Genomic DNA, 23,846 nt, shown 5'->3' on the forward strand with positions numbered 1-23,846 from the left:
ATGACCGTCACTGCTACCCCCAACGGTTTTCATCTGAACGACGCCGGCCGCCGCGTGGTGGTCGATCCGGTGACCCGGATCGAAGGCCACATGCGTTGCGAAGTCAATATCGACGAGGAAAACATCATTCGCAACGCGGTGTCCAGCGGCACCATGTGGCGCGGCCTGGAAGTGATCTTGAAAGGCCGCGACCCGCGCGACGCCTGGGCCTTCGTCCAGCGCATCTGCGGCGTTTGCACCGGTACCCACGCCTTGACCTCGGTACGCGCGGTCGAGGATGCGTTGAAAATCAAAATCCCGGAAAACGCCAACTCGATCCGCAACATCATGCAATTGAGTTTGCAGGCCCACGACCATTTGGTGCACTTCTATCATCTGCACGCGCTGGATTGGGTCAACCCGGTCAACGCGCTGAAAGCCGATCCGGTCGCGGTCTCGGCGTTGCAGCAACAGATTTCGCCGAGCAATCCCAAATCCTCGCCCGGCTATTTCCGCGACACCCAAAACCGGCTGAAAAAATTCGTCGAATCCGGCCAGCTCGGCCCGTTTAAAAACGGTTACTGGAGCAATCCGGCTTACTTGCTGCCGCCGGAAGCCGACTTGTTGGCAGTCACCCACTATCTGGAAGCCCTGGATTTTCAAAAAGACATCATGAAAATCCGCACCATCTTCGGCGGCAAGGACCCGCATCCGAACTGGCTGGTCGGCGGCGTGCCGTGCGCGATCAATATCGACGGCGTCGGTGCGGTCGGCGCGGTCAATATGGAGCGCTTGAACCTGATTTCGTCGATCATCGACCGCACCATCACTTTTATCGACCAAGTCTACATTCCGGACTTGCTGGCCATCGCCCAGTTCTACAAGGGCTGGCTCTACGGCGGCGGCTTGGCCGGCGCCAGCATGCTGTCCTACGGCGACATTCCGGATAAGGCCAACGACTACTCGGCCGCCAATCTGCTGATGCCGCGCGGCGCGATTATCAACGGCGACCTGAGCAAGGTGCACGCAGTCGATCTGACCGATCCCAAGCAGATTCAGGAATTCGTGCCGCACTCCTGGTACAAGTACGCCGATGAAGCAGTTGGCCTGCATCCGTGGGATGGCGTCACCGAACCGAACTACAAAATCGGCGCTAAAACCAAAGGCGATCGCACCCACATCCAGGAGCTGGACGAATCGGCCAAATATTCCTGGATCAAGGCACCGCGCTGGAACGGCCACGCGATGGAAGTCGGTCCGCTGGCCCGCTATGTGATCGGTTACGCCCAAGGCAATAAGGAAATTACCGAGCAAATCAATTTCGTGTTGAAAACCCTGGACGTGCCAGTCAGCGCGCTGTTCTCGACGCTGGGCCGCACCGCGGCCCGCGGATTGGAAGCGCAATGGGCCGCCGGCAAGATGCGTTATTTCATGGACAAGCTGATGAGCAACATCAAGTCCGGCGATTTGGCTACCGCCAACGTCGAGCGCTGGGACCCGGATACCTGGCCGAGCAGCGTCAAGGGCGTGGGTTTCACCGAAGCCCCGCGCGGCGCGTTGGGCCATTGGCTGAAAATCGAGGATACCAAGATTGCCAACTACCAATGCGTGGTACCGACTACTTGGAACGGATCGCCACGCGACGAGCAAGGCAATATCGGCGCGTTCGAGGCTTCGTTGATGAATACCAAAGTCGAGCGGCCGGAAGAGCCGGTCGAGATTTTGCGCACATTGCACAGCTTCGATCCGTGTCTGGCTTGTTCGACCCACGTCATGAGTCCAGACGGCCAGGAACTGACCCGCGTCAAGGTGCGCTAAGACCTACTATTTCCCGGCGGCTCCGTATCCCGGTGCCGCCAAGCACGGAGAATACGATGAACAAATTTCTATTAGCGATGGTTTTGAGCACGCTGGTAAGCGTGGCGCAAGCCCATAATCGGCCCGATCTGGATAGCGTCTCGCATCGGCTCGAACACTTAGCGATGGACAGCGCCAGCCAACCCTATTTGTATGCGCTGGGATTGACGGTGATTGCCGGACTGGCACTGTTCGCCCGTCGCGGAGGGCGGCCGCAATGAGCACGCTGGCTGCCGCGGTCTACGTCTACGAACTGCCGGTCAGACTCTGGCATGGGATTAATGCATTGGCTATCGTGGTCCTGGCATTGACCGGTTACCTGATCGCCGAGCCGTTGGCGTCGCCGGCCGGCGAAGCATCGGAACACTTCTTGATGGGCTACATCCGTTTCGCCCATTTCGCCGCCGGTTATATCCTGGCGGTCGGCTTTGTCGGCCGGATTTATTGGGCCTACGCCGGCAACGAACATGCCCGGCAAATCTTCATGCCGCCGGTCTGGAAAGCCCATTTCTGGGACGGCGTCTGGCACGAACTGCGCTGGTACGCCTTTCTGGCCAAAGCCCCGCGCCACTATATCGGCCATAACCCGCTGGCGATTCTGGCGATGCATCTGTTCGTCTGGGGTTTGCTGTTCATGATCGTCACCGGCCTGGCCCTGTACGGCGAAGGTGCCGGCCAGCAAAGCTGGCAATTCGCGCTGTTTACCAGTTGGGTGTTGGCTGCGTTCGGCGATAGCCAAACCGTGCATACCTGGCATCATTTGGCGATGTGGTTCATCGTCTGCTTCGTGCTGATCCACGTCTACGTCGCCGTGCGCGAAGAAAAACTGTCCGGACAAAGCATGCTGTCGACGATTGCGACCGGCTGGCGCACATTTAAAAACAACGAGCCGATTGACGACGCAGAATGAGCGGTGCGGAACGAAAACGTATTCTGCTGCTCGGCATCGGCAACCTGCTCTGGGCCGACGAAGGCTTTGGCGTGCGTGTTATCGAGTATCTGCAAAAACACTACCGGTTCCCGGATCAGGTGCAGGTTGTCGACGGCGGTACTCAGGGCGTTTATCTGATCGAACACGTGCAAAACGCCGAGGTGCTGGTGGTGTTCGATGCCGTCGATTACGGTTTGGCGCCGGGTACTTTAAAACGGGTCGAAAACGCCGATGTGCCTAACTTTCTGGGTGCCAAGAAAATGAGCCTGCACCAGACCGGTTTTCAGGAGGTGCTGGCGATGGCGCAAATGCTCGGTGCTTATCCGGAAAGTCTGTTGCTGATCGGCGTGCAGCCGGAAGAGCTCGAGGACTACGGCGGCAGTTTGCGGCCGAGTGTGAAGGCGCAAATCCAGCCGGCCATCGAGTTGGCGTTGGCTTATCTGGCCGATTGCGGCGTGACGGCCGAACCGCTGGCAACCGAAGTCGAACTGGCCGATCCGATCCTGAATATCGGCCGTTACGAAACCGAACGCCCCGACGCCGACAGCGCTTGCCGGTTGGGAGACGAGCGCGTGGTCCGCTCGGCCGCGTTCGAGGTCCGACCGCCGCAACCGCTGACCGACGCGCTGCCTATCGATGTCGACTACCGGGGGAAATACTGATGTGTATCGGCATACCGATGCGGGTGGTCGAGGCTGGCGCCGAGTCGGCCTTGTGCGAATACCGCGGCCAACTCAGCCGTATCGACACCATGCTGGTTGGCGAACAACAACCCGGCGCCTGGTTGCTGGTGTTTCTCGACACCGCCCGGGAAGTGATCAGCGCCGACAAAGCCCGGCAAATCGCCGACGCTCTGGAAGCGATGCGGCTGGCGATGCAGGGCCACACCAACTTCGACCACCTGTTCGCCGACCTGGTCGAGCGCGAACCCGAATTGCCGGAGTTTTTACGGACATGAGCGTATTAATTGACCAACTGCACAGCCGCCACGGCCTGCCGCTTCTGACCGCCGACAATTACGACAACTTCGTTTACGGCAACGGCGACGTGGTGTTGTGCTTTGCCGGCGACCCGGTGGCGTTCCCGGAAAGCGCCGACTTAGCCGTGATCCTGCCCGAATTGCTGAAAGCCTTTCGCGGCTTGCTGCAAGGCGCGCTGGTCGAACGCAGCATCGAACGCGAACTGCAAGCCCGCTACCGCTTCACCGGCTGGCCGACTCTGGTCTTTCTGCGTAAAGGCGAATATCTGGGCGCCATCACCGGCCTGCGCGACTGGCCGGAATACGGTCGCGAAATTGCCCGGATTTTAGCCGCCGAGCCAGGGCAACCGCCGGGGTTTGATTTGGATAAGATTTGCGGTGGGCATGCTTGATTTAAAAATGTGTCGGTTGGGTTTACCCAGGGGCATAAAAGCTCTTTAGAGCGTAACCCAACATTTCGAAGCCTGCAGGCCGGAATAAACTCAGCGTTTCCGGCACATGGCTTAGCTCTTTAACAATTTGGTGTCGCTATCGCGACGGGGTGGTGCTTGGACGTATACTAAGAACGCTGCGCCGATACGGGGTGGCATGTTGTTATACTTTTCGGGAGTATCGCAGAAATGAATCTCGCACAATTAGAAGCAGAAGTATTTTCTTTGCCTCTGCAAGACAGAGCCGCTTTGGTACAACGCCTGCTTTTGAGCCTCGAAGAGGTATCCGAGTCGGAATTCGAGCGCTTGTGGGGCGAGGAGTCGGCGCGGCGCGTGGCTGACTTTACTTCTGCCTGCAATAAAACGATTGAACAAGAAGGCTTGCCTCTGGACGAATGGCGATCTTTTTAACATTGCGCGTTTTTATGTCAATAACTCGATGAGCTAACCATGCGTTTTGACTGGGACGAGCATAAGAACCAACTGCTCAAAAATACTCGTGGCGTCTGTTTCGAGGATGTTTTAGTGGCGATTGGTGAAGAAAGATTGCTTGATGTGTTGCCGCATCATAATGTTGACAAATATCCGCATCAGAAGATTTTTATTGTTCGTATCAGAGATTACATCTATTACGTGCCCTTCGTGGAAGACAACGAAAGGATATTTCTGAAAAATATCATTCCAAGCCGTAAATATCACAAGCAGTATTTTAAAGAGGCTCATCATGGCAATTGAACTATCCGTTGAAGAACAAGAGATTGTCGATTATGTGGAAGGCAGGGGGGCTGTCAGTATAGATAACTTGGATGGGGAAAAAAACCGCTATAGCCAAATCGCCCGCGACCAAATAGGCAAAAAGAAAACGATCAGTATTCGGTTATTGGAAAGCGATCTTGAACGGTTGAAGGCGCAGTCGGTTAGGCAGGGCTTGCCGTATCAGGTGTTGATTAGTTCGTTGATACATCAATATGCGAATGGGAAGGTTAAATTTGATGTTTGATGAGTTCTTTTTTCTAGTTTGCTAGGCCCCAGACTCTAGTTCCCAACCTCCAGGTTGGGAACCGTTGTATTGGAAACTCTAGCTTCCGTGTTTTGTCGAGGAAATGTGTCGCCATCGCGACAGGTGTTTTAAAGTCGGGTCTCGGCCCGATGGCCGAAATACTTTCGCTACGAAAACCATCCCTGGTTTTCGCCCTTCGGGCCAGCCTATCGGCTGTTCAAATTTGCTCCAGGCAAATTTGTCGCTTTTGGCGAGGGTTTTCGGAAGGGGCTTCCCAGCCCCTCCGAAAACGAGCGGCATGCCCGAAAAAGCGGGGCAGGCTCTCCCTGCCGCTCCCCTGCGGGCTATTCTCACCAAATACCCACGGGCACAAGAGCTGCGATGCTCGGGGCGGAATAACGGGAATAGTCCACTCCAACGGTTATTGTGTGTCGCAAAGGTTTTTTGGTAGGCTGGGTTGGAACGGTAGTGTAAACCCAGCTTCGGCCTATATTGCTGGGTTTCGCGTTGCTTTACCTAGCCTACGAGCTGACTGAATATTGCTATCCAATAACGTTCATTGCCATGAGCCAAAGCAAAAATCGCAAACAACAGTTTTTAAGTGCAAATCCTGTGTGCTGTTTCTGTGGTGGTGTTTCGTCTGCCCAAGAACCAGATCATGTTCCATCGAGAGCATTTTTTACCAACAGGCAGTGGCCAGAGGGGTATGAGTTTCCTGCGTGTGTTGATTGCAATCGAGCGAGTCGCCATGACGAACAGGTTGTGGCGATGTTATCTCGCCTTTATCCAGAAAGTTCCAATCCTGCTGATACGAGAGCGATGGAAAAATTAATGGAAGCAGTTTCAAGAAACTATCCAGAAGTTATCGAAGAACTGTTGCCGACTTTAAGGCAGAAACGAAATGCAGCGAAAAAATACAAACTTGAACTCCAGCCTGGTCAAACACATGCCGATCTCCCTCTTCTATCGGTTAGTGGGCCAATAGTTAATTCAGCGATACGTAGCTTCTCACGAAAGCTTTTTTGCGTACTTTATTACAAGCATGCCGGTCAAATTTTGAAGCGCTCGGGAGGAATAGCTTTACTTTGGTTTTCAAATCTTCAAATCGAAGAAGACAATATCCCAAGAGAATTAGCCGATGTTTTATCAAGTTTTCCCAAGCTAGAGCGATCTCGAATTAACCTAGATGACCAATTTTTTTATCGCTGGGCAATCGCTAATACCAAAGAAATTGCCGTTTTCCTGACATTTTTTAGACGTTCATTCGCTATTCTGGGGTATGTTCATCAACATGCCGAGAGATTTGAATTACCCCCTGGATTTACGATTATTCGCCCGTTTCAATCGGTTTAAATCTTACAGGTTAGTAGCTTGCTATTTGTAGCCAAATAAGCTGAATAGGGAGGGAATTTTTGCCCACCATTAGCCATTAAACCCATTTTTCCGCGTGGGCACGAAAAGCATGTGCCCACCCTACAATTTTCGAGATTCGTTTTTAATTTCGGGATGGTTTTGAGCCCGTATGCCGCGCCGAGCACCGGAGCTTTTGGCGAGAATTGCCCGAAGGGGTGCGGCAGGGATGCCGCACGTTGGCTGAGGGGCTGGGAAGCCCCTTCTGCCGACCCTCGACAAAAGCGAGGAGCACAGGAAATAAGCGGCGTCCGGGTCGCCTTTTCTTTGGATACTTTCTTTTGGCGACGCAAAAGAAAGTATCTCGGATGTCGGGCCGAGACCCGACATGCAAAATCATCCTCGCGATAGCGACACCCAAAAAACAAACACCCATAAATTCAACAGACAACTCGAAACGACGGCCAAAACATGACCAGCATACCCCTCCCAATTTTCGGCCAAGGCTCCCAACCCGCCGAGGCAGACGGCGCCGAGCTGGATTATTTGACGATGCCGGAAGAAATGGCGACCTATCGGATGCCGCAGCTTTCGGCCAATTTGACTAGCCCGGCGCTGGCCGCAGCCAAGGCGGTAGCGGACCAATTGCTACACGACCTGCAACATTTCCCGCAGACCGGCGGGCCTATCTATCTGATCGGACTGGATGACGCCAACCGCCGCTTTATCGACGAGTTGCTCGGCGAGGGCGAGGTCAGCGCACTGGGCAGCGACGGTTGGCGGATACAGGAATCCGTGTTGGCCGGCGTCTGGCGGGTGCAGCGTCTGGACGGACAAAACCGCTTGATCGCCGATGCTCTGGAGGTCGGCGTGATGCCGAAGGCACTAACCGACAACGCTTTCGCCGGTGCTGCGGACCGCATCGATACGGTCATCGACGATTTGCCGGAAGGGGTGATGAATGCGCTGCCGCTGTTGGCCGAATTGAATGCCAAGATTGCCGAATACCGGCCCGGCGTCGAGCCGCACGTGATCAACTTGAGCTTGTTGCCGCAAACCGAGCAGGACTTGGCGCTGCTGGAGCAACGCCTGGGCAGAGGCCCCACGACGATTTTGTCGCGCGGTTACGGCAACTGCCGGATCGGCGCCACGGCGACGCGGAACGTCTGGTGGGTGCAGTATTTCAATTCGCAGGACACGTTGATTTTAAATACGCTGGAAGTCAGCGACATCCCCAACGTGGCCTGCGCTTCGGCGGAAGACATTGCCGACAGTGCGCAACGCTTGCAGGAAATATTGGCGGTCTACGCATGAGCGAGGGCTTTTTTGCCGGCGCTTACGGCGGCGACGCGTCGCGCTTGCCGGCCGACGCTAAATTGGAATGCAAGATTTGCTGGCATGTGTACGACCCGGTTGCCGGTGATCCATCGAGCCAAATTCCGCCGACAACGCCGTTTGCCGCGTTGCCGGACTATTGGTGTTGCCCGGAATGCGGCGCACCGAAGCAAGGTTTTCTATTGCTTGAGGACTGAGCGTGCACTGGCGCACTGGTAGCGAAATCCAACAGGGATTGGAACGGGCGTTCAATGCGATCCTGGCGGATCGGATGCAGGATGTACCGCTCGTGAATTCGGCGTTGTCGGTGCAGGCTTTGCCGTTTCGTTGTACCGGCGACGATTGGCTTGGGATATTGGTGACGCCGTGGTCCATGAATTTAATGGTGTTTCCCGGCCCGAACAGCGCTTGGCAGCAATTGCCGCTGGGAGCCAAGTTTTCGCGCGAGCTGCCCTACGGCAGTTTCGAATTTACGCTGGCGGCGGAACCGGCTTTGGGGCGCTACGGCCAATGTTCGCTGTTTTCGCCGATGTTACAGTTTGCCGATCAAGCCGCGGCGATTGCCGCGGCGGAAGCGGCCCTGAACGGCGTGTTGGCCGCGCCGGCGCCGCGTAGCGTCAGCCGCCGCGATTTGTTGCGCGGCAAATTGCGAGGCGCTTGATTGACGCTGGCCGGCGAGTTGCGTATCGAACTAGGCGCCGGCCGGCCGCCGCGCATCGTTTCGACTCGGCCGGACGCGGCAAAAGTGTTGTTGGGAAAAACCGCCGAGCAAGTGCTGGCGACCGTGCCGCTGGTTTTTACCCTCTGCGGCAATGCCCAGAGTTTGGCGGCCTCATTGGCTTGTCGGGCGGCGCTGGGCCTTGGCGGCGAAACCAAGGCGGACGCCGATCTGCGAATGGCGGTGGTACTGGAGAGTCTGCGCGAGCATTGTTGGCGCATCTTGCTGGACTGGCCGGCTTTGGTCGGCCGACCGCCGGATAAAGCCGCGTTGGCGGCGCTGGTGGCGTTGGACCGACAATATAAGTCTGCTTTGCTTGATGACGCTGAAACGTTGAATGCCGCAAGCGGGTTGCCGGGCAATCGGTTCGCTGTCGACCGCATTCGCGGCGAACTGCTCGCTTTGCTGGACCACGCCGTTTTCGGCGAGAATCTGACCGGCTGGCGCCAGCTTGCCAGCGAAGCGGATTTGCTGGCCTGGCTGGTCGGGCAAAATTGCATAGCCGCCGCCGTGATCGGCGCGTTGTATCGCTGGGACTGGCTTGTGCTGGGGCGCACCGAGCCGGCCTGGCTACCAGAGCTGGCAAGCGGCGAGTGGTTCGAGTATTTGGCGGCGCGCGATTTGGAACGATTCGGCCGGGAGCCGGATTGGCAGGGAGTCTGCTGCGAATCGACGCCTTTAAGCCGGCAACGCCGCCATCCGTTACTGGCCGAATTGCTGGTCCGTTACGGTAACGGCTTGTTGGCACGCTTCGTTGCGGTGTTAACGGAAGTGGCGGAATTGGTGGATTATGTTGCCGCAGGCGAGCCGCCGCCACGGATGGCCGATGCCTTCGGCGCGGACGCTGGCGGGTTGGCCCGAGTCGAAGCCGCGCGCGGTTTATTGATGCATCGGGTCGAATTTGCGGCCGGCCGGGTGGTCGACTATCGGGTGATCGCCCCGACCGAATGGAATTGCCGGCCCGGCGCGGTGTTAGCGCAGGGCTTGCAGGTACTGACCGCCCAAGACCCGGAGAATTTACACCGGCAGGCGGCATGGTGGCTACAGGCGATCGATCCCTGCGTGCCGTATCGTTTGGCATTGGACGAAACTTAACGGCCTGAAACGGCTCCGAAACAGGACGGATGGAAACCCTATGCATGAAATGTCGTTGTGCGAAGGCGTTCTGCACATCATCGAACGCGAAGCCCAAACCCAGGGCTTTGGCCGGGTGAAAACGGTCTGGCTGGAAATCGGCGCCTTGGCCGGCGTCGAGCCGGAGGCAATGCGGTTTTGCTTCGATGCGGTGATGCGCGGTTCGTTGGCGGACGGCGCCCGGTTGGAGATCATTGCCTTGCCCGGCGTGGCCTGGTGTTTGCCGTGCGGGGAAAATGTCGGCGTCAGCCAGTTGTACGATGTGTGTCCGCGCTGCGGCAGCCATCAACTGCAAATCGTCGGCGGCGACCAAATGCGAATCAAAGAACTGGAGGTAGAGTAATGTGCGGCGTCTGCGGCTGCGGCGAGGGCCTGAACCACTCGCACGAACACGATCACGATCATCAACATGGCGACGTGCATGAACATCACCATGGGCATGCCCACAGCCATAGCCAGCACCACCATCACCACGAACACAGCCATGGCCCGGAACACGCGCATGCGCCTGGCTTGACGCCGGCGCGGATGGTGCAGATCGAACAGGATATTTTGTCCGCCAATAACCGCTATGCCGGCGACAACCGGCGTTATTTCGGCGAGCGCGGCATCCTGGCCTTAAACCTGGTGTCCAGTCCCGGCTCCGGCAAGACCACGCTGCTGGTGGAAACCGTCAAGCGCTTGCAGGGCGAATCGGCAATCGCCGTGATCGAAGGCGACCAGCAAACCGCCCGCGACGCCGACCGCATCCGCGCCACCGGCGTGCCGGCCGTGCAAATCAACACCGGCAAGGGCTGCCATCTGGACGCGCACCGGGTCGGCCACGCCCTGGAAAGCCTGAACCTGCCGGAAAGAAGCCTGCTGTTCATCGAAAACGTCGGCAACCTGGTCTGCCCGTCGGCCTTTGACTTGGGCGAGGCGCACAAGGTGGTGATTCTGTCGGTCACGGAAGGCGAGGACAAGCCGATCAAATACCCGGACATGTTCCATGCCGCCGATTTGATGATTTTGAACAAAACCGACCTGTTGCCGCATCTGGATTTCGACGTCGAGCAATGCCTCCGCTACGCCAAGCAGGTCAATCCCAAAATCCGGGTGCTGCAACTGTCGGCCAAAACCGGCGAGGGCATGGACCATTGGCTGCAATGGCTGCGGGCGGAGCTGGCGTTGCAGGGGATTGGCTACGCGTAGTTTGCGTTGCCTGTAGTCAAGCGCATACGATAGCTGTCATCGCTGATTTATTGGAGCTGTTAAATGTCTACGACTCAAGAACTTTATCAACAACTTAGTCAACTGATGCCGCTAGAGAAACTGCAACTGGCGGAAATGTTACTGGCAGATCTGGATACGCCCGATCCCCAAATCGATGCGGTTTGGCGCGATGAAGCCCAAAAAAGATGGCAAGCGTATAAAGACGGCAAAATGTCTAGCGTCAGCTATGACTCGATCATGCAAAAATATAAATGAACGTCGAGTTTCTCGCCGCCGCCGAAACTGAACTAGACCAGGCATATCAGTGGTACGAGCAGCAACAATCCGGATTGGGAAAACAATTTTTGTCTGAATTCGATGCAGCGATTCGCCGTATCACAGCCTTCCCTACCTCATACGTTTTAATCGATACCGATATTCGCCGCTGCCTGATAAAACGTTTTCCTTATGGTGTTTTGTACGGCATCGACCGTCAATCTATTATCGTTGTTGCCGTAGCTCATTTGCATCGAAAACCGGATTATTGGCTAGCTCGGATTGGCTAAAATAAATATTAGGAATGTTCTATGTGCCTAGCCCTCCCTGCCCAAATCGTTCAAATCGCAGCCGCCGGCGACACGGCCACCGTATCGGTGGACGGCGTGCAAGTCGAGGTGTCGCTGGCGCTGGTCGACGATGTGCACGTCGGCGACTATGTGCTGGTCCACGTCGGTTATGCCTTGAACAAAATCGATGAAGACGAAGCCTTGAAGACCCTGGCTTTGTTTGCCGAAGCCGGTTTGATTGCCTCATGAAATACATCGACGAATTCCGTCAGCGCGACCTCGCCCAACAACTGGCCGGCGCGATTGCGCACAGCGTCGATCCTGACCGCCATTATCGGCTGATGGAGTTCTGCGGCGGCCATACCCATGCCATTTTCCGTTACGGCGTGCAGGATCTGATGCCGGCCAACGTCGAATTTATCCACGGCCCCGGTTGCCCGGTGTGCGTGCTGCCGACCGGACGCATCGACAACGCGATCCAACTGGTCGAGCAGCATGATGTCATTCTCTGCACCTACGCAGATTTGATACGGGTTCCCGCGACTGGCCGCAACAGCCTGATTAAAGCCAAGGCCGCCGGCGGCGACATCCGTATGGTCTATTCGACCCAGGATGCGTTGCATATCGCCCGCGCCAATCCGGAGCGGCAAGTGGTGTTTTTCGCGATCGGTTTCGAAACCACGACGCCGCCGACCGCGGTCGCGATCAAACAGGCCCAAGCCGAAGGGCTTCAAAATTTCAGTGTATTCTGTAACCACGTCCTGACTCCGGCGGCGATGCAAGCCATTTTGGATGCGCCGGAACCGGTGCAAATCGACGGCTTTCTCGGCCCGTCCCACGTCAGCAGCGTGATCGGCAGCCGGCCTTACGAAACCTTCGCCGAGCGGTACGGCAAACCCATCGTCATCGCCGGCTTCGAGCCGCTGGACGTGATGCAGTCGGCTCTGATGCTGATCCGCCAACTCAATGCAGGCCGGCACCAAGTCGAAAACGAATACAGCCGCGCCGTCACCCGCGACGGAAATTTAAAAGCTCAAGCCGTGGTCGACGAGGTGTTGGAATTGCGCCCGCAGTTCGAATGGCGCGGCCTCGGCTTGATCGCCAACAGCGCATTGCGCATCAAACCGGACTACGCCGAATTCGACGCCGAACGCCGCTTCGCGATGCCGGCGATCCGGGCCAGCGACGTCAAGGGCTGCGAATGCCCGGCCATCCTGCGCGGCGCCAAAAAACCGCAGGATTGCAAATTATTGGGAACCGTCTGCACCCCGGAAAACCCGATGGGCTCGTGCATGGTGTCGTCGGAAGGCGCTTGCGCGGCGTATTGGAGTTACGGCCGGGTCAGGAGCGGCTGAGCCCGGCAAGAACGGCGGATAGCGTTCTCCCGATTCTGTAAATGGGCTCGTGCGCCGCGAATAAAGTTCAGGCCGAGTTCGTCAACAACTCTTTCAACAAGGCATTCGGAAATTGCCGGCTGGGCGTAATGGCGTAAAAGCGTTCGTGAATGTCGGCGATCCGGTAATGTTCCACCAACAGGCCCTGGCGCAACTCGTCCAGCACCACCACCGGCGGTACCAGAGTCAAATGGCCGGATTCGCGCGCCAGCAAACGCAACATCGCCATATCGTCCACTTCCGCCACCACGACAGGCCGCACCCCGGCTTGCTCCAGCAAAAAATCGAAGGCGCCGCGAATCTCGCTTTCGATGCTGGGCAACAGCAGCGGCCTGCCGTTCAAATCCTCCGGAAAGCGAAACGGCGCGGCCTCCGCATCGGGTTTGCCGACCAGGCTGACCGGTTGTTCGTCCAGCAGATGGCAATGCCAATTGGCCTGGGCGTCGCGCGGTGCCGGCCGGTTGGACAGCACCAGATCCAGCGTGTGCGCATGCATTTGCAACAGCAGTTCGCGCAGGTTGCCGGAATGCAGCACCAATTCGACGTCGCTGCGTTGTACCCAGGTGCGCACCAGTTCCAACTGGAAATTACGCGACAGGGTCGATACCGCCCCGATTCGCAACAGTTGGCGTTCGCCGGCGGAGCGGCCGTGCATCAGGCTGATCAATTCGTCGCCGGCCCGGAAAATCGAGTTGGCATAATCCAGCGCGATCCGGCCGGCTTCGGTCAATTGCAGGCGCTTGCCTTCCCGTTCGAATAGTTTTTGCCCCAGCGATTCCTCAAGTTGCCGCAACTGGATGCTCAGCGCCGACTGCGACACGTGCAGCCGTTCGGCGGCGCGGGTCAGGTTGCTTTCGTTGGCGATCATCCAAAAATAACGCAAGTGGTGATAATTCAGTGCAGCCATTTTTTCATTAATAAAAGAGAACGTTTGTATTAAATACATATATTGGATGAATTGATGGCCGATTGCTAGCATGGTCACGCACTTACCCTTGCTCAGGAGATCGTCATGCATACCGTCATCCGCGATAGAAACCGCGTCCAAGCCACTTTCCTAACCTGCGGCCGTGGCGTCGCGGCAGGGGGGCGGCCATGACCCCCTGGATTTCCTATGCCGCAATTGCTGCCCCGGCGCAATTGGTGTGCGCCGGACTCGCCGCTTCCGCGCTGGTTTCGTTCCGGGCCAGGACCAGCGCGGCGGTTTGCGCCGTGCTGGCCGGCGGCGCGGTCCTCGCCGCGCTGCTCTGCGCGGTCGGTATCTTCGTCGGCGGCAAATTTCAGGGGGATGTCGCCGGCATTCCGCTCTACATCGACCGGCTGTCCGCCATCATGCTCAGTTTGGTGGCGTTGATCGGCGCGATCGTGATCCGCTATTCCGGCAATTATCTGGACGGCGATCCGGGCCAGCGCCGGTTTCTGCAGTGGCTGTCCTGGACCGTCGCGGCGGTATTGATGCTGGTGATTTCCGGGCATTTTGTCGGGTTCGTGCTGGCCTGGATCGCGACCAGCCTGAGCCTGCACCGCTTGTTGCTGTTTTATCCGGAGCGGCCGGGCGCCCAGATTGCCGCGCGCAAGAAATTCGTCGTCAGCCGCCTGGGCGATGTTGCCTTGATTCTGGCCGGAGTCTGCTTGTATCAGGCCTTCGGTACGCTGGAGTTCGGCGCCTTATTCGCCGCCGAACTCGGCGCCGGCCAGGAAACCGCGCTGACGGCGGCAGCCTTTGCCTTGATCGTCGGCGCGGCGATGAAGTCGGCCCAGTTCCCGTTTCATAGCTGGCTGCCGGAGGTGATGGAAACGCCGACCCCGGTTTCCGCGCTGATGCACGCCGGCATCATCAATGCCGGCGGCTTTTTGGTGATTCGGATGAGCCACATCCTGGTGCAGGCGCCCGCGGCCTTGCACATGCTGGCCGTGATCGGCACCTTCACCGCCTTGTTCGGTTCGCTGACCATGCTGACTCAGACCAGTATCAAGAAATCGTTGGCGTTCTCAACCGTCGGTCAGATGGGCTTCATGATGCTGCAGTGCGGCTTGGGTGCCTTTTCCTCGGCGCTGCTGCATATCGTGGCTCATGCCCTCTACAAAGCGCATGCCTTTCTCGCCTCCGGCAGCGTGGTCGACATTGCCCGTGCCGCCTGGGCACCGCCGATCCGCGACAGCCGCCATCCGGGCGAACTGCTGCTGGCGTTTCTGGCGGCAGCGGCATTGACGGTCGGCAGCGCCGCTGCGTTCGGGCTGAGTCCCGGCACGGAACCCGGCATCGTTTTCCTCGGCGCGATCCTGCAAATGGCCTTGACCTACCTGCTTTGGAATGCACTGGCCCATCAGGCCGGCCCCAAACAAATATTCCGCGCCAGCCTGATCGCCGCCGGCACCAGTTTGCTCTATTTCGCATTGCAAACCGGCTTTTTGAACCTGCTGACGAGCGATGTAGCCGGGCCGATCCCGGTCGACAGTCTGTTCGACGGCCTGTTGCTGAGTATCGTCCTGGCCGGATTTTTCTCGATCCTGATGTTGCAGATCGAGTACCCCGGTCCGGCGGCTGCCGGAATCTGGCAGGCCGCCTACGTCCATATCTACAACGGTTTTTATATCAGTACCCTCGCCAACCGGCTGCTCGCTAGCCGGCGGTTGGCATCGGCCCGCTTTAGCCATCGCCACTCCGGAGGAATGCCGCAATGAACCCAGCCTTGTCCTCAGTCAAAATCAAATCCGCTCCGGCCGGCGCCGGCGTTATCGACAAAGCCGCGCCGAACGACGTAACTGCCGCCGTCTGCATCGACGCCGCCACGCGCGCCTGCCGCCGCATCGCGCCGCTCTGGCCGTTGCAACATTTTGTCGCGGTCAATCCGTTTCTGGGCTGGAGCGATCGGTCGTTTACCGCAGCCTGCCAATGGGCAACCCGCAGCGGCTTTGGCGAGATGTTGATGCCGACCCGGTTCTACGCCCAACAATACCGTAGCGGCCGGATCCGGATGGCCGATATCGAGCAGGCCTTGGCGCTGGCCGGCAGCAGCGTGTCGCTGCAGCAGTGTCTGGATGCGCTGCACGATGCCCGGCCGGAGGCGGCGAACCAGGCGCCGGCGTGCTGGCCGACAATGGCCGACCACCTCGATGCCGAGACCGGCAGCGCTTGGGCCGGATTGATTACCGACGAGATCTCGAAATGGTGCGCTGCCTATTTCGACGAAGGCCAGTCGGCTTGGCGCATGCCCTGGCGCAATCAACCGCTTTACTCGGCCTGGCGGCGGGCAGCGGCCTTCGATCGTACGCCGGAGTTGGCCGGCATCGCCGACTTCCGCCGCTGCATCGCCACGCTGCCGGAGAGTCCGGCCGCGGCGATTTCGCAGATACTCGCCGGCCTGGGGGTGGCAGACGACCGGCTGGAGGATTTTTGCCAGCGGCAATTGCTGACTGTCGCCGGCTGGAGTGCCTGGCTGCGTTATAAAACCTGGCCGGCCGAACCGGCGCAAGCCGCTACGGCTTTGTTGGAGCTATTGGCGATTCGTCTGGCCTACGACTACGCCCTGTACATCCGCGTCGCCCAGCCGCTGGAACTGCAGACCTGGCGTTTGCGCTGGCAGGCGTCGGCCGTGTCCAGCGACGCGGTCGCCGAGGACTCGCTGCAGATTCGCCATGCGCTGCAATGGGCTTACGAACTGGCCGGACAGCGCTCGCTATTGGCCCGCTTGGCCTCGCCGCCGCCTGCCGCGAAGCTTGTCCCGGCCGAGCGCAAGGTGCTGCAGGCGGTGTTCTGCATCGACGTTCGTTCCGAAGTCTATCGCCGGGCGCTGGAAGCGGTATCCGCCGACATCGAAACCTTGGGTTTCGCCGGTTTCTTCGGTTTCCCGATAGAGTACATCGGCCTTGGCCACCATCACGGCCAGCCGCAATGTCCGGTGTTATTGCAGCCGAAATTCCGGATCAGGGAGAGCGTAGCCGAGGCCGATGTCGGCGATCTGCGCAAAATTCTGGAAAAACGCTGGCTCAACAAACGCCTGAATCGGTTGTGGAAGGGATTCAAACACTCGGCGGTTTCCTGCTTTTCCTACGTCGAGATTTCCGGTTTGACCTTTGCCGGCAAGTTGTTGAGCGATAGTCTGGGCTTGACCCGCACGGTGGCCAAACCGGGCAGCGCGGGACTGGACCGGGCTGTCGTGCAGCGGATCGGGCCGGTCATCACTCGCCAGCGCGGGCGGCTGATCGCCAACGGTCCGGTGGTCGAAACCGGCATTGCCTTGGGGGAACGGATTGAACTGGCCCGCAAAGCCCTGCAAGGCATGAGTTTGAGCGACGGCTTTGCCCGCCTGGTGTTGCTCTGCGGCCATGGCAGCAGCACGGTCAACAATCCGTACGCGGCGGGACTGGATTGCGGTGCCTGCGGCGGCCATAGCGGCGAAGCCAACGCCCGGGTGGCCGCGGCCGTGCTCAACGACCGCGAGGTTCGGGCCGGTCTGGCGGCGCAAGGCATTGCCATCCCCAGGGAGACCTGGTTCGTCGCCGGGCTGCACGATACCACCACCGATCAGGTGCGGCTGTTCGATCTGGACCAGGTACCGCATTACTTCGCCGCCGATCTGGCGCAATTGCAGGATTGGCTAGAGCTGGCCTCGCAATTGTCGCGGCGGGAGCGGGCGTCCGCTCTGGGTCTGGCTAATGCCGACGCCAAGGCGCTGGGGCAAGCGATGCTGAAACGCAGCCGCGACTGGGCCCAGATCCGGCCGGAATGGGGCCTGGCCGGAAACGCCGCCTTCATTGCCGCGCCGCGGCAACGCACGGCTCACGCCCGCTTTGACGGCCGGGTATTTCTGCACAACTACGACTATCGCCAGGAAGGCGACGGCGCGATTTTGAACCTGATCATGACGGCGCCGATGGTCGTCGCCAGTTGGATCAATCTGCAGTACTACGCCTCGGCCGTCGACAACCGGCGCTTCGGCAGCGGCAACAAGGTTCTGCACAACGTGGTCGGCACCATCGGCATCCTCGAAGGTAACGGTGGCGACCTGCGGGTCGGGCTGCCCTGGCAGTCGCTGCACGATGGCCAGGCGCTGCGCCACGAGCCGCTGCGCCTGAGCGTGATCATCGAAGCCCCGGCGGCCATGATCGAACAGGTGCTGGACAGCCAGGCCGAAGTCCGCCAGTTGGTGGAGAACCGCTGGTTGCATTTGCTGCGGATCGAGCCGGACGACGGCCGCTGTTTCCGCTACGGCGGCCATAACGCTTGGCAACCCGTTTCCCTAGACCCCGAGGAGTTTTGAAATGACTGTATCCACCCACGACGGGCTCGGTCCTGCCGCAGCGGATCATCTGGATCTGCTGGAGGCCGAAGCCCTGTTCATCTTGCGCGAAGTGGCGGCGGAATGCCGGCATCCGGTGTTGCTGTTCTCCGGCGGCAAGGATTCGGCAATACTGCTGCACCTGGCCTACAAAGCGTTTCATCCGGAACGGATCGGCTGCGCCCTGTTGCACATCGACACCGGCCATAACTACGCCGAGGTGATCGCCTATCGCGACCGCATGGCCGAGCGCTACGCTTGCCAGCTGCACGTGCGCAGCGTCGAGGATTCGATTCGCAAGGGATCGGTGCGTCTGCGGCATGCGCAGGAATCGCGCAACGCGCATCAATCGGTGACCTTGATGGAAGCGATCGCCGAGTTCGGCTTCGACGCGTGTTTGGGCGGCGCCCGCCGGGACGAGGAAAAGGCGCGGGCCAAGGAGCGCATCGTCAGCGTGCGCGACGAATTCGGCCAATGGGAACCGAAGAATCAACGCCCCGAGTTGTGGTCCTTGTACAACACCCGCGTGGCGTTGGGCGACCATCTGCGGGTGTTCCCGATTTCGAACTGGACCGAGCTCGATGTCTGGCAATACATCCAGCGCGAGGACATTGAACTGCCCGAGCTGTATTTCGCCCACCAGCGCCAAGTGGTGCGGCGCGGCGACATTCTGGTGCCGGTGACGCATCTGACGCCGGCCCGGGCCGGTGATACCGTGGAAACGGTCAGTTGCCGCTTCCGTACGGTCGGCGATATTTCCTGCACCGCGCCGGTGGCGTCGACTGCGGTCAACGTCGCCGACATCATCGCCGAAACCGCGCAATGCCTGCTGACCGAGCGCGGCGCCACGCGTCTGGACGACCGCGCTTCCGAAGCGGCCATGGAACAACGTAAAAAAGAGGGGTATTTCTGATGAACGCAATCGTGAATTCAAGCTCCGACAGCTTTGACACCGGAACGGAGCCGACGACTCGCCCGTCCGGTTTGTTACGTTTCATCACGGCCGGCAGCGTCGACGACGGCAAAAGCACGTTGATCGGCCGCTTGCTCTACGACACCGGCAACGTTGCCGCCGATCAATTGGCGTCGATCCAGGCCACCTCGCATAAGCGCGGGCTGGCCGCCATCGATTGGTCGTTGTTGACCGACGGCCTGATCGCCGAGCGCGAGCAGGGCATTACCATCGACGTGGCTTACCGCTATTTCGCCACGGCGCGCCGAAAGTTCATCATCGGCGACGCCCCTGGCCACGAGCAATACACCCGCAATATGGTCACCGCCGCCTCCAGCGCCGATCTCGCCATTCTGTTGGTCGATGCCCGCAAAGGCGTCGTCACCCAGACCCGCCGCCACGCCTACCTGGCGCACTTGCTCGGCATCCCCGAGCTGGTGCTGGCGGTCAACAAGATGGATCTGGTGGATTGGCAGCCCGCGGTCTACCAGGCCATCGTCGACGAATTCAATGCCTTTGTCGGCCGCCTGGGCCGGCACCATGTGCAGGCGATTCCGCTGTCGGCGCTGAACGGCACCAATCTGGCGACCCGCGCCGAGGCCATCCCCTGGTATAGCGGTCCCAGCCTGCTCGAACATCTGGAATCCAGTCCGGCCAGGCGCGATGCCGACGTCGCGCCGTTCAGGCTGCCGGTGCAACGGGTCGTGCGGGTGATGCTGGGCAACGGCGCCGATTCGGCGGCCTCCGAATTTCGCGGCTACCAGGGTATGCTGGCATCGGGACGCTTGCGCTTGGGCGACGAAGTGGCGGTGATGCCCGGCGGCCAGCGCGCCCGCGTCGCGCGTTTGAGCGTGGCTGAGCGCGACTTGGCGGAAGCCGGCGCCGACCGTTCCGTGGTGGTGGCGCTGGATAGCGAGATCGACATTTCCCGCGGCGACATGCTGTGCGATCCGCAGCAGTTGCCGCAGGTGGCCAAAACCCTGTGTGCCGATATCTGCTGGCTGTCCGAGCAGCCGCTGGATTTGCGGCGCAAATACTTGGTCAAGCACACCACCCGCAGCGTCAACGCCGTGTTCGCGGAGCTGAATTATCGGGTCGATGTCAATACCCTGGCCCATCAGCCGCAGCCAGATTCGGCGCAAATGAACGATATCGTCCGGGCCACGCTGAAGTTGCATCAACCCCTTTGCGCCGACACCTACAGCGACAATCGCACTACCGGCAGTTTCATCGTCATCGATCCGGTGTCGTTGCATACGGTGGCGGCCGGCGTAATCGTACGTTGATACCTTATCGAGCAGGGAAGAAACCATGAATTGGAATGAATTTGTCCAACTGTTGGCCGGGTTGATCTCGGTGGTGAATCCGATCACAGCCATGCCGGTGTATATGGCGTTGACGGCGCGCAAGAGTCCGGCCGAACGCCGGCAGACGGCCATCACCGCCGCCTTTGCGGTGACGATGGTATTGTTGACCGCGTTGCTGGCCGGCGAACCGATTCTGCGCTTTTTCGGTATCGGCCTGCCGGCGTTTCGCGTGGCCGGCGGCTTGCTGCTGTTGCTGATGGGGATGTCGATGTTGCGGGCCAGCGATGATCGTTCGCGGCATACCCCGGAAGAAGACGCCGAATCGCAGGACAAGGCCTCGGTGGCGGTGGTGCCGTTGGCGATCCCGTTGCTGGCGGGGCCGGGCGCGATCAGCACCACCATTGTTTACGCCCACCGCGATTTGTCGTTGAACCACTATCTGTTGTTCGGCGGCGTGATCGTGACTGTCAGCAGTATCGTCCTGCTGTTTCTGCTGCTGGCGCCGCGGATCGTGGCGATCATGGGCCAAACCGGCATGAACCTGGTGACGCGGGTGATGGGGTTGTTGCTCAGCTCCATCGCCGTGGAATTCATCGCCGGCGGGATGACGGAACTGTTTCCGCTGTTGGCCGGCGGCCGATAAGCGGCCGGGGGAGCGATTCATGCCGATCTCGACCGCCGGCCAAAGCGTTTATTGCGGGCAGCAGGTGGCCCTGCTGACCCAGCACGGCAAGCAAGCCCCGCTGAGCGAGGTGCTGGGCCACTGCTTGGGTTGCCGAATCGAGCATGTCGACCGCTTCGATACCGATAGCCTCGGCACCTTCACCCGCGATATTGCCCGCGCCGGCAGTCAGTTGGAAGCAGCCCGGCGCAAGGCGCAAATCGGCATGGAATTGTCCGGCCTGAGCATAGGCCTGGCCAGCGAAGGCGCGTTCGGGCCGGACCCGGTCAGCTTCATGCTGCCGCACAATCTGGAATTGCTGGTCTGGATCGACGCCCGTTTGGGTATCGAGGTTGTCGCCACCGCATCCGGCGCCACCAATTTTGCCCACCAAACCGTGACCAACTGGGAAGACGCCGAACGTTTTGCTTTGGCGGCCGGGTTTCCGCAGCACTATCTGATCGTGCGCCCGGACCAGCAAGACCATCCCGAGTTTAGGAAAGGCCTGGCGACTTGGCCCGAGTTGCAGGCGGCGGTCGCCTGGGCGTTGGCCGCCTCGTCCGCGCGGCAGGTCTTCATCGAAACCGACATGCGCGCCTTCGCCAATCCGACCCGCATGCTGAACATCCGTCGCGCGGCCGAAGTGTTGGCGCAAAAGCTGTTGTCGCTGTGCCCGGTCTGCGCCGCGCCCGGTTTTGCCGTCTCCGGCATCGTGCGCGGTTTGCCTTGCGAGGATTGCGGATTGCCGACTGACGACGCCAAAGCCGATCTCCATGCGTGCGTGCGCTGTGGTCATCAGGTTTCGGTCGCGCGCGAACGCCGTTTCGCCTCCGCCGGCCATTGCAATTACTGTAATCCTTGAGGCCTTGGCCCGCTCCTACAGGATTTGAACAAGCCAGTTGTTGTTCAGACTACATTGCTAAATTGCCAAAGCCTACACAACGCACAGGCTCCCGGCGTAAAACCGCGCTTCGACAGGGTGTTCAAGGAGAATCGGGCTGATGCTGGTGCCGCGGCGGATGAAACGGGGTAGCCTCCAGTAGCTGCAAGGTCTTTAAATACGTCTGCCGTAACTCCGGATGGCTCTTGATAAAGTACGTGGTTTTTTGCTGTATTGCTCGGTAAAAACCAACACATACGCCATTACAGCGTATCCAGCCGAGCCCGATGCGCTTCCGGCGCATTGGCAAGCGTCGACTCGATCGCGGCAATGCCTTCGGTTTTCAAATCGTTGGCGCTAATTTGCGGCATATCAAACTCCCCGTGACAATTCATGGATTTGATCGTGCGATTAATCAAGCGGTCTTTTGTGTTCAAAAACAGTGGTCGTATGCCAAACTTGGCGGTACCGACGGCATGGGCTAGGATGGGCGTGTGCAAGACGTAGACGGTATTTTTGCCACGTGGACTAAAAGCATGCTCGACACCTGAATAAAGCGATATTGCATGGAGAATTAAATGCATCAAACACTAACAATAATTAAACAACTTTTAGAAAATATCGTTAGTCAAATACGCACAACAATCCCAAACAATGAGCCATTTGGTGCCGCCCAAGGTAACTGGACTTTTCCTGGTTTAACTAGAGATGAGTTAATCGACGAAGCACAATCAATTATCGACCTTATCGATACGCAGTCAACAGATGAGATAGGCGAACACGAGCAGTTGATTAGCGATTATGGACGGCGACTTCAGTTTCTACATCAGAATACAATACCGAATATTTGGGGTAATGCTGCTCAAGGAGTTCCTGCTTACATATTTACGCTGAATGGACTTCGTAAAGCACTGGAGCCTGTATTAAACCCAGACGGACACGCTGAAGCCATCATCAAGCTAAAAAAGTTATCTAATCAGCTTCGTAGCTTGGAAGCTAGATTAAATGGACTTGAACCTCGTACAGCCTCACTTAAATCAATGGTTGAGCGCATCGAACGAGCTTACAACGCAGCTGAACAACTTCCTACGGATTTAGAGTCATTGCAAGAAGCCCGGCAAACAATTAAAGAATTGGTTCAAGATTCAAATACTGAACATGGAAGAATTGCCGGCATCCGGCACGAGATTGAATTGGTCAATAATGCATTGAGTCAGCGCGCTGATGACGCGAAAGCCGTACTTGAACGCTGCGAAACTGCTTACGCTGCAGCAACCAGCGTAGGTCTTGCTGCTGCTTTTAGCGAACGATCAAATGCCTTAAATAAAACCACCTGGATTTGGACCACAGGTCTGATTTTTGCGCTTGGTTTAGGTAGCTTCTTCGGATCAAAGCAGCTTCAGTCGCTTTCAAGCTTAATAGAGTCACCAAATGCATCTAGTGAGGTGATAGCTCTTAATTTGTTGTTGTCATTACTTTCAATAGGTGCCCCGGTATGGTTTGCGTGGCTGGCAACCAAGCAAATTGGTCAGCGATTCAGGCTAGCTGAGGATTATGCTTACAAAGCATCAATCTCTCGGGCATATGAGGGTTTCAGGAGAGAGGCGTCTAGGTTTGACAATGACATGGAGGAACGTCTCTTAGCATCTGCGCTGACTCGCCTTGATGAAATACCTCTTCGTCTAGTAGAAACACAAACTCATGGCAGTCCGTGGCATGAGCTTGCTTCCTCCGACACCGTGAAACAAGCAATAAAGTTAGTTCCTGGATTCACTGAACAAATCAGAGAACTCGCCAATAAGACACTCAGTACTATCGCGGCCTCAAAAGAAAAACCAAGTGCTAAGGCAGTTTCAGAGGTAGAGCAATAAAATACAATCGGATCGAAAAAAAGGTACG

At 58.4% G+C, this 23,846-nt stretch carries 28 protein-coding genes; 27 read left to right on the forward strand and 1 reads right to left on the reverse strand.

Annotated elements, in window-relative coordinates; translation table 11 throughout:
• From NP603_RS06230 to hypD, 20 genes are all read left to right on the forward strand, one after another.
• Positions 1-1,797 (forward strand): nickel-dependent hydrogenase large subunit, encoded by a 1,797-nt coding sequence (locus tag NP603_RS06230; RefSeq protein ID WP_256610057.1) that lies wholly within the window; start codon positions 1-3, stop codon positions 1,795-1,797.
• 56 nt (positions 1,798-1,853) lie between these two features.
• Positions 1,854-2,057 carry a hypothetical protein gene (locus tag NP603_RS06235; protein ID WP_256610058.1) on the forward strand — a complete coding sequence of 68 codons (204 nt, stop codon included), beginning with the start codon at positions 1,854-1,856 and terminating at the stop codon, positions 2,055-2,057.
• Complete coding sequence (gene cybH, locus NP603_RS06240; RefSeq protein WP_256610059.1) at positions 2,054-2,746, forward strand: Ni/Fe-hydrogenase, b-type cytochrome subunit; 693 nt, start codon at positions 2,054-2,056, stop codon at positions 2,744-2,746. The genes NP603_RS06235 and cybH overlap by 4 nt, the downstream gene beginning before the upstream one ends.
• On the forward strand, positions 2,743-3,429 hold the full coding sequence (locus NP603_RS06245) for a HyaD/HybD family hydrogenase maturation endopeptidase (protein WP_256610060.1): 687 nt from the start codon (positions 2,743-2,745) through the stop codon (positions 3,427-3,429). Before cybH ends, NP603_RS06245 begins: the two co-directional genes overlap by 4 nt.
• On the forward strand, positions 3,429-3,725 hold the full coding sequence (hypC, locus tag NP603_RS06250; protein WP_256610061.1) for a HypC/HybG/HupF family hydrogenase formation chaperone: 297 nt from the start codon (positions 3,429-3,431) through the stop codon (positions 3,723-3,725). Before NP603_RS06245 ends, hypC begins: the two co-directional genes overlap by 1 nt.
• Positions 3,722-4,138 carry a thioredoxin domain-containing protein gene (locus tag NP603_RS06255; protein ID WP_256610062.1) on the forward strand — a complete coding sequence of 139 codons (417 nt, stop codon included), beginning with the start codon at positions 3,722-3,724 and terminating at the stop codon, positions 4,136-4,138. Before hypC ends, NP603_RS06255 begins: the two co-directional genes overlap by 4 nt.
• Positions 4,139-4,366: 228 nt before the next feature.
• Positions 4,367-4,588, forward strand: a complete 222-nt coding sequence (locus NP603_RS06260; protein ID WP_256610063.1) for an addiction module protein — start codon at positions 4,367-4,369, stop codon at positions 4,586-4,588.
• 39 nt (positions 4,589-4,627) lie between these two features.
• Positions 4,628-4,912, forward strand: a complete 285-nt coding sequence (locus tag NP603_RS06265; RefSeq protein WP_256610064.1) for a toxin — start codon at positions 4,628-4,630, stop codon at positions 4,910-4,912.
• A complete protein-coding gene (locus NP603_RS06270; RefSeq protein WP_256610065.1) occupies positions 4,902-5,177 on the forward strand; it encodes a hypothetical protein in 276 nt (91 codons plus the stop codon). The genes NP603_RS06265 and NP603_RS06270 overlap by 11 nt, the downstream gene beginning before the upstream one ends.
• 564 nt (positions 5,178-5,741) lie before the next feature.
• A complete protein-coding gene (locus NP603_RS06275; RefSeq protein ID WP_256610066.1) occupies positions 5,742-6,530 on the forward strand; it encodes a hypothetical protein in 789 nt (262 codons plus the stop codon).
• A gap of 468 nt (positions 6,531-6,998) precedes the next feature.
• On the forward strand, positions 6,999-7,841 hold the full coding sequence (locus NP603_RS06280) for a hydrogenase expression/formation protein (protein ID WP_256610067.1): 843 nt from the start codon (positions 6,999-7,001) through the stop codon (positions 7,839-7,841).
• On the forward strand, positions 7,838-8,059 hold the full coding sequence (locus NP603_RS06285; RefSeq protein WP_140911508.1) for a rubredoxin: 222 nt from the start codon (positions 7,838-7,840) through the stop codon (positions 8,057-8,059). The genes NP603_RS06280 and NP603_RS06285 overlap by 4 nt, the downstream gene beginning before the upstream one ends.
• A 2-nt stretch (positions 8,060-8,061) precedes the next feature.
• Entirely contained in the window at positions 8,062-8,523 is a 462-nt protein-coding gene (gene hybE / locus NP603_RS06290) for a [NiFe]-hydrogenase assembly chaperone HybE (protein ID WP_256610068.1), read from the forward strand.
• The gene (locus tag NP603_RS06295; protein WP_256610069.1) at positions 8,524-9,675 is read left to right on the forward strand and encodes a Ni,Fe-hydrogenase I large subunit; all 1,152 of its coding nucleotides are present in this window, start codon (positions 8,524-8,526) and stop codon (positions 9,673-9,675) included.
• Positions 9,676-9,715: 40 nt separating this feature from the next.
• Complete coding sequence (hypA, locus tag NP603_RS06300) at positions 9,716-10,057, forward strand: hydrogenase maturation nickel metallochaperone HypA (RefSeq protein WP_140911505.1); 342 nt, start codon at positions 9,716-9,718, stop codon at positions 10,055-10,057.
• On the forward strand, positions 10,057-10,905 hold the full coding sequence (gene hypB / locus NP603_RS06305; RefSeq protein WP_256610070.1) for a hydrogenase nickel incorporation protein HypB: 849 nt from the start codon (positions 10,057-10,059) through the stop codon (positions 10,903-10,905). Before hypA ends, hypB begins: the two co-directional genes overlap by 1 nt.
• Before the next feature lie 63 nt (positions 10,906-10,968).
• Positions 10,969-11,181 carry an addiction module protein gene (locus NP603_RS06310; protein WP_256610071.1) on the forward strand — a complete coding sequence of 71 codons (213 nt, stop codon included), beginning with the start codon at positions 10,969-10,971 and terminating at the stop codon, positions 11,179-11,181.
• Positions 11,178-11,471 (forward strand): type II toxin-antitoxin system RelE/ParE family toxin, encoded by a 294-nt coding sequence (locus tag NP603_RS06315; protein ID WP_256610072.1) that lies wholly within the window; start codon positions 11,178-11,180, stop codon positions 11,469-11,471. The genes NP603_RS06310 and NP603_RS06315 overlap by 4 nt, the downstream gene beginning before the upstream one ends.
• A 21-nt stretch (positions 11,472-11,492) precedes the next feature.
• Positions 11,493-11,720 carry a HypC/HybG/HupF family hydrogenase formation chaperone gene (locus tag NP603_RS06320; protein ID WP_256610073.1) on the forward strand — a complete coding sequence of 76 codons (228 nt, stop codon included), beginning with the start codon at positions 11,493-11,495 and terminating at the stop codon, positions 11,718-11,720.
• Entirely contained in the window at positions 11,717-12,826 is a 1,110-nt protein-coding gene (hypD, locus tag NP603_RS06325; RefSeq protein WP_256610074.1) for a hydrogenase formation protein HypD, read from the forward strand. Before NP603_RS06320 ends, hypD begins: the two co-directional genes overlap by 4 nt.
• 67 nt (positions 12,827-12,893) lie before the next feature.
• Here the strand turns inward: hypD and NP603_RS06330 are convergent, their stop codons facing one another.
• The gene (locus tag NP603_RS06330) at positions 12,894-13,772 is read right to left on the reverse strand and encodes a LysR family transcriptional regulator (RefSeq protein ID WP_256610075.1); all 879 of its coding nucleotides are present in this window, start codon (positions 13,770-13,772) and stop codon (positions 12,894-12,896) included.
• A 188-nt stretch (positions 13,773-13,960) separates the two neighbouring features.
• On the opposite strand from NP603_RS06330, the gene NP603_RS06335 reads away from it, so the two are divergent.
• From NP603_RS06335 to NP603_RS06365, 7 genes are all read left to right on the forward strand, one after another.
• Positions 13,961-15,550, forward strand: coding sequence for a proton-conducting transporter transmembrane domain-containing protein (locus NP603_RS06335; protein WP_256610076.1), 1,590 nt, complete (start codon positions 13,961-13,963; stop codon positions 15,548-15,550).
• A complete protein-coding gene (locus NP603_RS06340; protein WP_256610077.1) occupies positions 15,547-18,129 on the forward strand; it encodes a YbcC family protein in 2,583 nt (860 codons plus the stop codon). Before NP603_RS06335 ends, NP603_RS06340 begins: the two co-directional genes overlap by 4 nt.
• Position 18,130: 1 nt before the next feature.
• Positions 18,131-19,060, forward strand: a complete 930-nt coding sequence (gene cysD, locus NP603_RS06345; protein WP_256610078.1) for a sulfate adenylyltransferase subunit CysD — start codon at positions 18,131-18,133, stop codon at positions 19,058-19,060.
• Positions 19,060-20,385 (forward strand): sulfate adenylyltransferase subunit 1, encoded by a 1,326-nt coding sequence (locus NP603_RS06350; RefSeq protein WP_256610079.1) that lies wholly within the window; start codon positions 19,060-19,062, stop codon positions 20,383-20,385. Before cysD ends, NP603_RS06350 begins: the two co-directional genes overlap by 1 nt.
• Positions 20,386-20,410: 25 nt before the next feature.
• Positions 20,411-21,049: a MarC family protein gene (locus NP603_RS06355; RefSeq protein ID WP_256610080.1), complete on the forward strand. Its 639-nt coding sequence runs from the start codon at positions 20,411-20,413 to the stop codon at positions 21,047-21,049.
• 19 nt (positions 21,050-21,068) lie between these two features.
• Positions 21,069-21,929: a DUF6671 family protein gene (locus tag NP603_RS06360; protein ID WP_256610081.1), complete on the forward strand. Its 861-nt coding sequence runs from the start codon at positions 21,069-21,071 to the stop codon at positions 21,927-21,929.
• A gap of 596 nt (positions 21,930-22,525) precedes the next feature.
• On the forward strand, positions 22,526-23,818 hold the full coding sequence (locus NP603_RS06365) for a DUF6161 domain-containing protein (RefSeq protein ID WP_256610082.1): 1,293 nt from the start codon (positions 22,526-22,528) through the stop codon (positions 23,816-23,818).
• Positions 23,819-23,846 lie beyond the last annotated feature (28 nt).

Source organism: Methylomonas aurea (genome assembly GCF_024505045.1).
GTDB lineage: Bacteria > Pseudomonadota > Gammaproteobacteria > Methylococcales > Methylomonadaceae > Methylomonas > Methylomonas aurea.